The sequence below is a fragment of the Bradyrhizobium sp. USDA 3311 genome, from assembly GCF_054062495.1.
The window spans coordinates 6,380,385-6,392,986 of sequence record NZ_JBSSFI010000001.1; the positions used below are offsets into that span (position 1 = coordinate 6,380,385).

General features: G+C 66.1%; 12 protein-coding genes. 8 read left to right on the forward strand and 4 right to left on the reverse strand.

The window, feature by feature from the left end; genetic code table 11:
• Positions 1-15 precede the first annotated feature (15 nt).
• Positions 16-1,248: an NAD(P)/FAD-dependent oxidoreductase gene (locus ACVWW6_RS30740; RefSeq protein ID WP_456681950.1), complete on the forward strand. Its 1,233-nt coding sequence runs from the start codon at positions 16-18 to the stop codon at positions 1,246-1,248.
• An 82-nt stretch (positions 1,249-1,330) separates the two neighbouring features.
• Here the strand turns inward: ACVWW6_RS30740 and ACVWW6_RS30745 are convergent, their stop codons facing one another.
• Positions 1,331-2,167: a helix-turn-helix transcriptional regulator gene (locus tag ACVWW6_RS30745; protein WP_271557292.1), complete on the reverse strand. Its 837-nt coding sequence runs from the start codon at positions 2,165-2,167 to the stop codon at positions 1,331-1,333.
• A gap of 102 nt (positions 2,168-2,269) precedes the next feature.
• Between ACVWW6_RS30745 and ACVWW6_RS30750 the strand changes: the two genes are divergently transcribed.
• The gene (locus ACVWW6_RS30750) at positions 2,270-3,154 is read left to right on the forward strand and encodes an SDR family oxidoreductase (RefSeq protein ID WP_404522463.1); all 885 of its coding nucleotides are present in this window, start codon (positions 2,270-2,272) and stop codon (positions 3,152-3,154) included.
• Between the two features lie 33 nt (positions 3,155-3,187).
• On the opposite strand, the gene ACVWW6_RS30755 is transcribed toward ACVWW6_RS30750, so the two are convergent.
• From ACVWW6_RS30755 to ACVWW6_RS30765, 3 genes are all read right to left on the reverse strand, one after another.
• Positions 3,188-4,522 carry a dicarboxylate/amino acid:cation symporter gene (locus ACVWW6_RS30755; RefSeq protein ID WP_060911831.1) on the reverse strand — a complete coding sequence of 445 codons (1,335 nt, stop codon included), beginning with the start codon at positions 4,520-4,522 and terminating at the stop codon, positions 3,188-3,190.
• 84 nt (positions 4,523-4,606) lie between these two features.
• Complete coding sequence (locus ACVWW6_RS30760; protein WP_011087070.1) at positions 4,607-5,164, reverse strand: biotin transporter BioY; 558 nt, start codon at positions 5,162-5,164, stop codon at positions 4,607-4,609.
• 90 nt (positions 5,165-5,254) lie between these two features.
• Positions 5,255-6,442: a pyridoxal phosphate-dependent aminotransferase gene (locus ACVWW6_RS30765; RefSeq protein ID WP_028171231.1), complete on the reverse strand. Its 1,188-nt coding sequence runs from the start codon at positions 6,440-6,442 to the stop codon at positions 5,255-5,257.
• 204 nt (positions 6,443-6,646) lie between these two features.
• Between ACVWW6_RS30765 and ACVWW6_RS30770 the strand changes: the two genes are divergently transcribed.
• From ACVWW6_RS30770 to accC, 6 genes are all read left to right on the forward strand, one after another.
• Positions 6,647-8,047 (forward strand): M48 family metalloprotease, encoded by a 1,401-nt coding sequence (locus ACVWW6_RS30770; RefSeq protein ID WP_011087068.1) that lies wholly within the window; start codon positions 6,647-6,649, stop codon positions 8,045-8,047.
• Positions 8,048-8,141: 94 nt separating this feature from the next.
• A complete protein-coding gene (locus ACVWW6_RS30775; RefSeq protein ID WP_011087067.1) occupies positions 8,142-8,909 on the forward strand; it encodes a DsbA family protein in 768 nt (255 codons plus the stop codon).
• 208 nt (positions 8,910-9,117) lie between these two features.
• Positions 9,118-9,963, forward strand: coding sequence for a DUF1236 domain-containing protein (locus ACVWW6_RS30780; protein WP_456681951.1), 846 nt, complete (start codon positions 9,118-9,120; stop codon positions 9,961-9,963).
• Positions 9,964-10,189: 226 nt separating this feature from the next.
• Complete coding sequence (gene aroQ / locus ACVWW6_RS30785) at positions 10,190-10,657, forward strand: type II 3-dehydroquinate dehydratase (RefSeq protein WP_011087065.1); 468 nt, start codon at positions 10,190-10,192, stop codon at positions 10,655-10,657.
• 36 nt (positions 10,658-10,693) lie between these two features.
• Positions 10,694-11,179 carry an acetyl-CoA carboxylase biotin carboxyl carrier protein gene (gene accB, locus ACVWW6_RS30790; protein ID WP_011087064.1) on the forward strand — a complete coding sequence of 162 codons (486 nt, stop codon included), beginning with the start codon at positions 10,694-10,696 and terminating at the stop codon, positions 11,177-11,179.
• A gap of 59 nt (positions 11,180-11,238) precedes the next feature.
• Positions 11,239-12,597 carry an acetyl-CoA carboxylase biotin carboxylase subunit gene (gene accC, locus ACVWW6_RS30795; RefSeq protein ID WP_011087063.1) on the forward strand — a complete coding sequence of 453 codons (1,359 nt, stop codon included), beginning with the start codon at positions 11,239-11,241 and terminating at the stop codon, positions 12,595-12,597.
• The last annotated feature ends 5 nt before the right edge of the window (positions 12,598-12,602 follow it).

Below are 12,602 nucleotides of genomic sequence, written 5' to 3' on the forward strand. Positions count from 1 at the left end.
AGGAGCATTCTGCCCATGCAAAGCGCGATCGTTCTCGGCGGCGGCATGATCGGCGTGAGCGCGGCGCTGCACCTGCGGCAGCGCGGCTGGACCGTCACGCTCGTCGACCGCAGGGAGCCGGGCCGCGAGACCAGCTACGGCAATGCCGGGATGATCCAGGCGGAAGCTGTCCGCCCCTATCCGATGCCGCGCGACCTCGCCTCGCTCCTGAAGATCGCGACCGGCCGCACCAACGACGTGCGCTACAGCCTGTCGTCGCTGCATCTCCATATCGAGCCCCTGCTCCGCTACTGGTGGCATTCGGCGCCGAAGCGGCATCGTGAGGCGATCGACGCCTGGGCCCGGCTGATCGCCTATGCGACGGCGGAGCACGACATTCTCATTCGCGAGGCCCACGCCGACAATCTCATTCGCCGCGCCGGATACCGGGCGCTGTATCGCGACGCCGCTGCATTGGATCTCTCGATCAAGGCCGCCGAGGAAGACCAGCACGAGTTCGGCGTGAACTTTCGTGTGCTCTCGGGCAGCGAGCTCGCCAAGGCCGAGCCGGTCCTGCGCGACGATCTTCCGGGCGCGATCCATTGGCTCGACACCTGGACCGTGTCCGATCCCGGCGCGCTGGTGACAGCCTATGCCGAGCTGTTCGAGCGCCTCGGCGGCAGGATCGTGCTCGGTGATGCGCAGTCGCTGCGGCAGACTGCAGCCGGCTGGTCGGTCGATACCGATCAGGGACGCATCGATGCCGCGACGGCCGTCGTGACACTCGGGCCGTGGTCGCCCGATCTGTTGTACAAATTCGGCTATCGCATTCCGCTGGTGCGCAAGCGCGGCTACCACATGCACTACAGCGGCGGCGCTTCGCTCGACCTGCCGCTGATCGACAAGGCCGGTGGCTACGCCATGGGGCCGATGGCCAAGGGCATCCGCATCACCACGGGCGCGGAGCTCACGAGCCCCGACGCGCTTGCAACGCCGGTGCAGCTCGCCAGCGCCGAAGCCTCCGCGCGGGAGCTGATCGACCTCGGCAAACGCGTCGAGCCCGATCCGTGGTTCGGCACCCGCCCCTGCACGCCCGACATGCTGCCGGTGCTCGGCCCCGCCCCGCTTCACCCCGGCCTCTGGATGAATTTCGGCCACGGCCACCAGGGCTTTACGCTTGGCCCTGCGACCGGGCGCCTGCTCGCCGAGATGATGAGCGGCGAGACGCCGGCAATCGATCCGACGCCGTACCGGCCGGAGCGGTTCTAGCTGCCGGCGTCGCGGCGCGCAGGGCGAGCGCGACTGAGATGCGCGGCAGCGGTCAGATGCAACGCGCGAGGCGGCAATTCCATCAGTCGGCGCGCTCGGCCAGCAGCGTCCTGATGCGGTCGGCATCCTCAGGCGTCGCCGGATTGTAGACGATCATGCTGAGATCGGAGCGGCCCTCGACATTGAAGCTCGAATATTCGAACGACATGGTGCCGTGAACGGGATGCCGCAGCCGCTTGGTGCCATCGCCGTGATGGCGCACGTCGTTGTCGCGCCAGAGCGCCGCGAACTCGGGACTGGTGCGGCAGAGCTCGTCGACGAAATCGGCGACATGCGAGACCGCGCCCGCGCGGGCGGCGTCCGCCCGAAACGCCGCCACCACGAAGCGGGCCACACTGTCCCAATCGTACTGCGCGGCACGCACGCGCGGATCGCAGAAGATGAAGCGCAGAATGTTGCGCTGTCCCGGCGGGATCGCGCCATAGTCCGTCAGCACGGCGGTCGCGGCCCGATTCCAGGCGACGACATCCCAGGTCGCGGTCCGCACCAGCGCCGGGCTGAATGCGAGTGCATCCAGCACGCGCTGCAGTCGCGGTGAGACGCCTTCGCTCGCCTGGTAGCGCACCTCGGGCGGGCGGCCGAGGCCGATCAGGAACAGATGCTCGCGCTCGACATCGGTCAGCATCAGGGCGCGGGAGATGCGGTCGAGCACGTCGGCCGATGGCGCCCCGCCCCGGCCCTGCTCAAGCCAGGTGTACCAGGTCGGACTGATATTGGCGCGCTGCGCCACCTCCTCGCGCCGCAGCCCGGGCGTACGCCTGCGGCTGCCGCTGAGGCCGAACGCGGCCGCATCCAGCCGGGTGCGGCGATCCTTCAGATAGGCCCCGAGCAGGTTTTCGGCCGAAGCGGTTTCGCTCATCCTGTTAGCTATTATACCCCGATAAGGTCACTACTTTACCCGGATAACCCTAGCGCAGATGGTTCTCTCCACCAACCCTATTCCGATCCCTGGAGACTGCTCATGCGTGTATTCGTCACTGGCGCCACCGGCTTCGTCGGCTCCGCCGTCGTTCGGGACCTGATCGCCGCCGGCCACAGCGTCACCGGTCTTGCCCGGACGGATGAAGGAGCGGCCGCCGTCACCGCGTTGGGAGCCGAGGTCCATCGCGGCTCGCTGGAGGACCACACCTCCCTGCGCAGCGGTGCGGCCGCCTCCGATGGCGTGCTCCACCTCGCCTTCAACCACGACTTCTCGAAATTCGCAGACAATTGCGAGCTCGACCGCCGCGCCATCCTCGCGCTCGGCGAGGCGCTGAAGGGCTCCGAGCGTCCGCTCATCGTCACGTCGGGCGTGGCATTGCTTGCGCCCGGGCGGCTCGCGACCGAGGACGATGCGGCGGCCCGCCACTTTCCGCGCGTCTCGGAAGCGACCGCCGAAGATCTCAGGGAACGCGGCGTCCGCGCCGGCATCGTGCGGTTGCCGCCCACAACCCATGGCGAGGGTGATCACGGTTTTGTGCCGCGCCTGATCGCGATTGCTCGCGAGAAAGGAGCCGCAGCCTATATCGGCGACGGCATGAACCGTTGGCCAGCTGCCCATCGCGTCGACGCCGCACGCGTCTATCGGCTCGCGCTGGAGCACGGTGCATCCGCTCGCCGCTATCACGCGATCGCCGAGGACGGCGTGCCGTTCAAGGTGATCGCGGAGGTGATCGGCAAACGGCTCGGCGTGCCCGTGGTCTCGAAATCCACTGATGAAGCCGAGCAGCATTTCGGCTGGTTCGCGCGATTTGCCGGCATCGACGTTCCGGCCTCGAGCGCGAAGACGCGCGCCCTGCTCGGCTGGGCGCCGCAAGAAAAAGGGCTGATCGAGGATCTCGACCAGCCCTATTATTTCCAGGCCTGACGGCGCTCAGCGCCGCCGTCGGCAGCCTGCGGATCAGTCCGTCGTGATCGCCGTTTCCATGTCGGTCGGATCGATCTGCCGGCTCAGCCCCGCGTTGAGCTTGTCGCGGTCGAGCTCACCCTCCCACCAGGCGACGATCACGCAGGCCACGCCGTTGCCGCAGAGATTGGTCAGCGCGCGGCATTCGCTCATGAACTTGTCGATGCCGAGCACGATCGCCATGCCCGGCACGAGGCGCGGATCGACCACGGCAAGCGTCGCGGCCAGCGTGATGAAGCCCGCGCCGGTGATGCCGGAGGCGCCCTTCGACGTCAGCATCGCCACGACCAGGATCGTGAGCTGCTGGCCGAAGGAGAGATCGAAACCGAGTGCCTGCGCGATGAACAGCGTCGCCAGCGTCATGTAGATGTTGGTACCGTCCAGATTGAACGAGTAGCCCGTGGGCACCACGAGGCCGACCACCGACTTGGAGCAGCCGAGCCGTTCCAGCTTCTCCATCAAGGATGGCAGCGCGCTTTCCGACGACGAGGTGCCGAGCACGATCAGGAGCTCGTCCTTGATGTAGGCCAGGAACTTGAAGATCGAGAAGCCGGCCAGGCGCGCGATGATGCCGAGCACGACGAACACGAACAGCGCGGCCGTGACGTAGAAGGTCGCGATCAGCCCGATCAAATTGAGGATCGCACCGGTGCCGAACTTGCCGATGGTGTAGGCCATCGCGCCGAACGCACCGATCGGCGCCGCGCGCATCACGATGGAGATGACGCCGAACACCGCATGCGCGGCATCGTCGATGAACGAGCGGATCGTGTGGCCGCGCTCACCGAGGCTCATGATCGCGAAGCCGAACAGCACCGAGAACAGCAGCACCTGGAGGATCTCGCCTTGGGCGAAGGCGCCGACCACGGTGTCCGGAATGATGTGCAGCACGAAGTCGACGGACTTCTGACCGGCGGCCTGCTTGGCGTAGGTCGCAACGGCCGCCTCGTTTGCCGCCGCGTTGCCGAAGCCCGCGCCCGGCCTCACCAGGTTGCCGATGATGAGTCCGATCACCAGGGCGAAGGTCGAGACGACCTCGAAATAGACCAGCGCCTTGACGCCGATGCGTCCGACCTTCTTGGCGTCCTGGATGTGGGCGATGCCCGAGACAACGGTACAGAAGATGATCGGGGCGATCACCATCTTGATCAGCTTGATGAAGCCGTCGCCGAGCGCCTTGATCCAGTCGTTGGTGGCAACCGTCGGCCAGAGCCAGCCGACGATGGCGCCGAGCACGATGGCGATCAGCACCTGGACGTAAAGAACCTTGTACCAAGGCTTGGCTGCGGACGGCGCGACCGGCGTCCCCGCCATCGTTGTCGTTGTCATTGTTTCACTCCCCCTCGAAACGCCGGGCCAGCCAAGATCAACTTGGCCGGCCCTGTCAATTGGAACTGCTCGTTCTTGCGCGCTTTACCCGCGGCGATCGACGATCCGGCGAGCCGCCGGCATCAGCGTCGCGCCCAGCGCGTTCTTGACCAGCGAGGCCGCGATGAACGGCGCAAGCCCGACCTGCCAGGCCTTGGACGCGCCAAGACCGAGGCCAAAGGCCAGCCAGCCGAACCCGGCGGCCAGAATGACGATATGGCCAACGGCCATCGCGGCAAACAGCAACACCACGCTGCGATCCCAGCCGCGCTCGGCGAGCCAGCCGGTCACAAAAGCCGCAGCGATGAAGCCGAACAGATAGCCGGCGGTCGGGCCGACCAGCGGCGCAATTCCACCCACGGGACCTGCGAATACCGGCAGGCCGAGCGCGCCTTCGGCGAGGTAGGCGATCATGGTTGCGCTGCCAAGGCGCCAGCCGTAGGCGGCGCCGATCATCAGCACTACCAGCGTCTGCAACGTCATGGGCACGTAAGGCAGCGGCAGGTTCACCTTGGCCGACAGCGCCAGCAGCGCCGTGCCGAGCGCGACCAGCACGAAGGCGCGCAGTGCACCCACGGTTTCACCCGGCCGGGTTGGCCACATCAATGCGGCGAGAGGAGAATGCGGTGCAGCAGCGGACGGGACGGATCGGTCAGACAAGATGAACTCCGGAGGTGGGACGAAAACTTCCGGCTATTTAAGCCAGTGAGCGATCCGGTCAACGGCCTCCCGCATCTCCGCCGCCGAACGCGCATAAGAGAACCGGATGAACGAGCGGCCATGGATGGGATCGAAATCGAGGCCCGGCGTTGCCGCGACATGGGCCTGTTCCAGCATCTGCTTGGCGAACTCGAAACTGTCGGAGGTGAAGTCCGAGACATCGGCATAGAGATAGAAGGCGCCGTCGGCCGGCAGGAACCTGGTGAGGCCGGCCTTGGGCAATCCCTCGATCAGGATGCGCCGGTTTTCCTGATAGCCGTGCTTGATCTCCTCCATTTCGGCCGCGCCGTCGAAGGCGGCCTCGGCCGCGATCTGCGACAGCGACGGCACCGAGATCGACAGGTTCTGCTGCAGCCGCTCGATCGGCCGCACCAGGATCTCCGGCACGACCATCCAGCCGACGCGCCAGCCCGTCATGCAAAAATACTTCGAGAACGAGTTGATCACGAGTGCGTGGTCCGACAGCGCCGCCGCCGTCACCGCCGGAAACGCATAGTCGAGCCCGTGATAGATCTCGTCCGAGATGAAGCGGATCTTGGCGTCTTCGGCCGCCGCGATCAGGCCGGACAGCGCCTCGCGGGACATCATCGTTCCCGTCGGATTGGCGGGGCTGCCGACCAGCACACCCTTCAGCGGCGCCTTGCGATGGGCGGCAAGCAGCGCCTCGCCGGTGAGCGCGTGACGCGTCTCGTTCGTGGTCTCGATCAGCACCGGCTCGCAGCCGAGCGCGGTGAGGATGTGGCGGTACGGCGGATAGCCCGGCACTGTCACGGCGACGCGGTCGCCAGGCTCGAACATCGACAGGAAGGCGAGGATGAAGCCGCCCGAGGAGCCCGTCGTCACCACGATCCGCTCGGCGCTGACGTCACAGCCATGGGCATCGCGATAGTGCCGCGCGATGCGCTCGCGCAGGCTGGGGATGCCGAGCGCGGAGGTATAATCGATCCGTCCCGCCTCGAGCGCCGCGTGAGCGGCCGCAATCGCGGTCTTCGGCGCGCCGGCCGCGGGCTGGCCGACCTCCATATGGATGACATGGCCCCCGGCGGCCTCGATTCGGGCCGCCGCGGCCATCACGTCCATGACCATGAACGGGGGAACATCGCTACGGCGGGAGGGCTCGAGCCACTGCCCCAACCGGTTCCTCAATGTCGCATCGTGCATCGATTTCTGCTATTTCGCTGGCGGACCGGCCCGTCCGGTCCGGGAAACGGGGCGCTTGCGCCCCAGACTGGCCGCATTGTACGGCTCATAAGGGGTAAGGCTCATAGGCCATATCGCGTATCCGGTCCGCCGCCAATCGCCAAAACCAATCACGAAACTGCTTGCCAAGATCTCTTGCCAAGACCGCTTGACCAAGACCGCTTGATGTTGCTCCAGATCGCATTGCGCAAAAAGGCCTCCGCCCTCACCGCCGTCGTCACCGCCGCGGCGATCGCTTTGCTGCCGCTCCCGGCGGCGCAGGCACAGCAGAAGGGCCCGCCGGTCCTGCGCGACACCGAGACCGAGCAGTTGCTGCGCGAATATACCCGCCCGATCCTGCGCGCCGCCGGTCTGGAGAAGCAGAACATCCAGATGGTGATCATCAACGACGGCTCGTTCAACGCGTTCGTCGCGGACGGCCGCCGCATCTTCGTCAATTACGGCGCGATCCTCCAATCGGAAACGCCGAACCAGATCATCGGCGTGCTCGCGCACGAGACCGGGCATCTGGCCGGCGGCCATCTGTCCAAGCTGCGCGAGCAGCTCGCCAGCGCCCAGACCCAGATGATCATCGCGATGCTGCTCGGCGCCGGCGCGATCGCCGCAGGCAGCGCCCGCGGCGGCAACGCCGGCAACAACGGCCTCGCCAATGCCGGCGCGGCCGCGATCGCCGGACCGCAGGAGATGATCCGCCGCACGCTGTTGTCCTATCAGCGCCAGCAGGAGGAGAACGCCGACCGCGCCGGCGTGAAATTCCTGACCGCGACCCAGCAGTCGCCGAAGGGCATGTACGAGACGTTCAAGCGCTTCACCAGCGAGAGCCTGTTCGCAGCGCGCGGCGCCGATCCCTATCTCCAGTCGCACCCGATGCCCGCCGAACGCGTCGCCTCGCTCCAGGAGTTCGCCAGCTCCAGCCCCTATTGGGACAAGAAGGACGATCCCGCACTCCAGCTCCGCCACGACATGGTGCGCGCCAAGATCTCCGCCTTCATGGAGCGGCCGGAGACGGTGTACCGTCGCTATCCCCAGACCAACGACAGCTTGCCGGCACGCTATGCCCGCGCCATCAGCACCTATCTGCACGGCGATCTGCGCAGCGCGCTCGCCCAGATCGACGCACTGATCCAGGTCCAGCCGAACAACCCGTACTTCTACGAGGTGCGCGGCCAGGCCCTGCTCGAGAGCGGCAAGCCGGCCGAGGCGATCCCTGCCCTGCGCAAGGCCGTCGCGCTATCGAGCAACTCGCCCCTCATCGAGATGTTACTTGGGCAGGCTCTGGTTGGAACCGATAATAAGGCCTACACCGACGATGCCGTTCGGATTCTCCGCGCCGCGGTGGCGCGGGAGCCCGAGGCGCCGCTAGGCTATACCCAGCTCGCGATGGCCTATGGCCGGAAGGGAGATTATGCCGAGGCGGATCTCGCGTCGGCGCAGGCCGCCTACTTGCGCGGCGACAACAAGACCGCCCGCGAGCTCGCCACGCGCGCGAAAACCCGTTTCGCCGTCGGCACGCCCGGATGGGTCAAGGCCGACGACATCGTGGCAGCCAAGCCGCCGCGCAACTAGCCAGAACGACGCCAGACACCACGACGTCACGACACCGAGCCTTGAGCCCGCCGGGACGTTTTCCGAAACCTGCTTTGGATAAGAGGATTTGCCTATGCCTTCGCTGCGTCTGCTTGCTCCCGCGCTGTTTGCGCTCGCCATGTTCGGCGCAGCCGCGCCCGCGTCGGCCGACAGCTTCTCCGATGCCCAGCGCACCGACATCGAGGCGATCATCAAGAACTACCTCGTCACCCATCCCGAGGTGCTCGAGGAGGCGATGACCGAGCTCAGCAAGCGCCAGGCCGCGGCGGAAACCCAGAAGCACGAGGCCAGCATCGCGCAGAACGCGGACGCGATCTTCAACTCGCCGCGCCAGGTCGTGCTCGGCAACAAGGAGGGCGACGTCACCTTCGTCGAGTTCTTCGACTACAATTGCGGCTACTGCAAACGCGCGATGGGCGACATGCTCGATCTCATGAAGAGCGATCCGAAGCTGAAGGTCGTACTGAAGGAGTTTCCCGTGCTGAGCCAGGGCTCCGTCGAGGCCGCCCAGGTCGCCGTCGCCGTGCGCATGCAGGATCCCACCGGCAAGAAATATCTCGACTTCCACCAGAAGCTGCTCGGCGGCCGCGGCGCGGCCGACAAGGCACGCGCGCTGCAGGCGGCCAAGGAGGCCGGACTCGACACCGCGAAAATCGAGAAGGATCTCGCCAGCCCCGAGGTGCGCGCCACCATCGAGGAGAACTTCAAGCTCGCCGAGGCGATGGGCATGAACGGCACGCCGAGCTACGTGATCGGCAAGCAGATCGTGATTGGCGCCATCGGTCTCGAAGGCCTCAAGGAGAAGATCGGCGTTGCCCGCTGCGGCAAGGCAACCTGCTGATCACGCGCTTCACAACTCACGCACGCAACGAGGCCGGCTGAAAAGCCGGCCTTTTTGCTGCGCCAAACAATGGCGCGATCCGGCACAATCATTCATCCGGCGTTCAACAAACAAATGCCGCGGAACCGCCGATGTTCCGGAACAACCGATATCTCCTTTCGTTGTTGGCGCGGGCAATGACGCAAATAAACACGTGAGGAGAATCTAAATGTTGAACCGCTTTATGATCTCTGTTGCCGCGCTTGCACTCGTCGCCGGCACCGGACTGGCGAACGCACAGGGCACCATGAACCGCGAGAGCGGCGGCGCCGGCGCGCAGCCCGCGCAGCAAACACAGCCGTCGGGCGGTGCGGCCGAGCGCGGCGCCACGGGCAAGGACTCCGTGACGAAGGAAAAGGGCACCGTCGGTCAGGCTGGCGGCGCCAGCGCCTCGAAGCCGGGTGCGGCCGCGGAAGACAAGTCGCCCGGCGCGATGAAGGACGAGCGCCCGGGCGGCGCGACGCACAAGAACGCCGCCGAGGACAAGGCCGGCGCGACCAAGGGCCAGCGTACCGACGAACGCGCGCAGGGTCAGATGGACAAGTCGCAGCAGGACAAGTCCAAGAGCATGAGCCAGGATACGACCAAGTCCGGCGCCAAGGACCACAAGGACATGAAGGCTGAGGACAACAAGGCCGGCACGTCCACCAAGAGCAACGCCGAGAACCGCCCAGGCTCGGGCACCTCGACCGACATGAAGGCCGAGGGCAAGAGCTCGACCTCGTCCTCGACGACGGTCGGCCAGGCCGGCGCTGCCGCCAAGCTCTCGACCGAGCAGCGGACCCAGATCACGTCCGTGATCCGCGAGGAGCGCGTGGCCCCCGTGACCAACGTGAACTTCTCGATCGCGGTCGGCACCCGCGTGCCGCGCGAGGGTATCGAGCTGCATGCCCTGCCGTCCCGCGTCGTGTCGATCTATCCGGAGTGGCGCAGCTACCGCTACGTGCTGGTCCGCGAGCAGATCGTGATCATCGATCCGAATACCTATGAGATCGTCGCGATCCTCGACGTCTAAGGCCGGATGACGGCAACCTCAGGGGCGGGCAGCGATGCCCGCCCCTTTGCGTTCGGCCGACAGCCATGCTTTTGACTGGTTAACAAGCAATTTCCGTAGCTTCCGCACAGGTTTTTGCACCCCGGATGAGGTGCCTGAAGGCCTCTGGGAGGTCCTTCAAGGCTTCCCCTAGGGCGCTTTGTTACCTATAACCCCGCCACGCCGAAACACCTCTTACGGGATTGGAATGGCCGAACCAGCAACCGACACGATCCTCGTTCTCAACGGGCCGAACCTCAACATGTTGGGGACGCGCGAGCCCGAAAAGTATGGTCACGCGACCTTGGCCGACGTCGAGGCGCTGTGCCGGGAGACGGCGGCATCATTCGGTCTCAAGGCCGACTGCCGTCAATCCAACCGCGAGGGCGAGTTGATCGACTTCATCCACGAAGCGCATGCGCGCAAGATGAAGGGCATCATCATCAATGCCGGCGGCTATTCGCACACCTCGATCGCCCTGCACGATGCGCTGCTCGCTGTGCAGATCCCGACGGTCGAAGTGCACGTGACCAACATCCACGCCCGCGAGAGCTTCCGTCATCACTCCTACACCGCGCGCGCGGCCTTCGCCTCGCTCTGCGGTTTCGGCATCGAGGGCTACCGCCTCGCCATCCAGGGCCTTGCCGCCAAGCTCGGCCTCAAGCCCAAAGCCTGACGCTCCCTCCCCACACAGAACATTCGGATCAAGAACATGGCGCGCCAGCCAGACGACAAAGCAGCCGCAAAGTTTTCCAGCGAGGATTCCGCGCTCGTCCGCGAGCTCGCCCTGCTGCTCGATGAGACCAGCCTCACCGAGATCGAGATCGAGCGCGCGGGCCTGCGCCTGCGCGTCGCCCGCAACATCAGCGTTGCCGCGACCATGCCGATGCCGGTCGCTGCCGCCGGCCTGCCGGTGGCCACGGCCGCGCCCGCTGTTGCCGCGGCGGCCGACCTGTCGAAGCATCCCGGCGCCGTCACCTCGCCGATGGTCGGCACCGCCTACTGGGCGCCGGAGCCCGGCGCCAAGCCGTTCATCGAGGTCGGCAGCAAGGTCTCGGTCGGTCAGACGCTGCTGATCATCGAAGCCATGAAGACCATGAACCAGATCCCCTCGTTGCGCGCCGGCACGGTGACGCAGATCCTGGTCGAGGACGGCCAGCCGGTCGAGTTCGGTGAGCCGCTCGTCATCATTGAGTAACGGCCAGGGCAGCTCAGCTGCCCCCGTCGCATTTCGCGCGCCAGTCCCTTAAGGACACCATGTTCGACAAGATCCTCATAGCCAATCGCGGCGAGATCGCCCTTCGCATCCTCAGGGCCTGCAAGGAGCTCGGGATCGCGACCGTCGCCGTGCACTCCACCGCCGACGCCGACGCCATGCATGTGCGCCTGTCGGATGAGAGCGTGTGCATCGGACCGCCGCCGTCCAAGGACAGCTATCTCAATGTGCCCGCGCTGCTCGCGGCCTGCGAGATCACCGGGGCGGACGCCGTGCATCCCGGCTACGGCTTCCTGTCCGAGAACGCGCGCTTCGCGGAAATCCTCTCCGAGCACAATCTGCATTTCATCGGCCCCAAGGCCGAGCATATCCGCCTGATGGGCGACAAGATCGAGGCCAAGAAGACCGCCAAGAAACTCGGCATCCCCGTGGTGCCCGGCTCCGACGGCGCGGTCGGTCCCGACGACGATGCGCTGGGGATCGCCAGGAAGATCGGCTTCCCGGTGCTGGTGAAGGCGGCGGCGGGCGGCGGTGGCCGCGGCATGAAGGTCGCGCACAGCGAGGCCGACCTCCTGATGGCGCTGTCGACGGCGGCCAATGAGGCCAAATCCGCCTTCGGCGATGCGTCCGTCTACCTCGAAAAATATCTCCAGAAGCCGCGCCATATCGAGATCCAGATCCTCGGCGACGGCCGCGGCGGCGCGATCCATCTCGGTGAGCGCGATTGCTCGCTGCAGCGCCGCCACCAGAAGGTCTGGGAGGAAGGCCCCTCGCCCGTCCTCTCCGCCGCCGCGCGCGCCAAGATCGGCGAGACCTGTGCGAAGGCAATGCGCGAGATGAAATATCTCGGCGTCGGCACCATCGAGTTCCTGTTCGAGGACGGCGAGTTCTACTTCATCGAGATGAACACCCGCATCCAGGTCGAGCATCCCGTCACCGAGAGCATCACCGACATCGACCTCGTGCTGGAGCAGATCCGCATCGCCGCCGGCGGCGAGCTGCCGGCGAGGCAGGAGGAAGTCCAGGTCATCGGCCACGCGATCGAATGCCGCATCAACGCCGAAAATCCGGTGACCTTCCGCCCCTCGCCCGGCCGGATCCTGCAATATCATCCGCCCGGGGGCCTCGGCGTCCGGATCGATTCCGCCGTCTACCAAGGCTACACGATCCCGCCTTATTACGACTCGCTCGTCGGCAAGCTGATCGTGCACGGCAAGACGCGCGCCGAATGCCTGATGCGGCTGCGCCGGGCGCTGGACGAAATGGTGGTCGAAGGCATCGAGACCACGCTGCCGCTGTTCCGCGCGCTGGTGCGCGAAGACGACATCATCAACGGCGACTACCACATCCACTGGCTGGAGCAGTACCTGGCCGGCAAGGCGGAACCCGCCGCGAAATAGTCTTC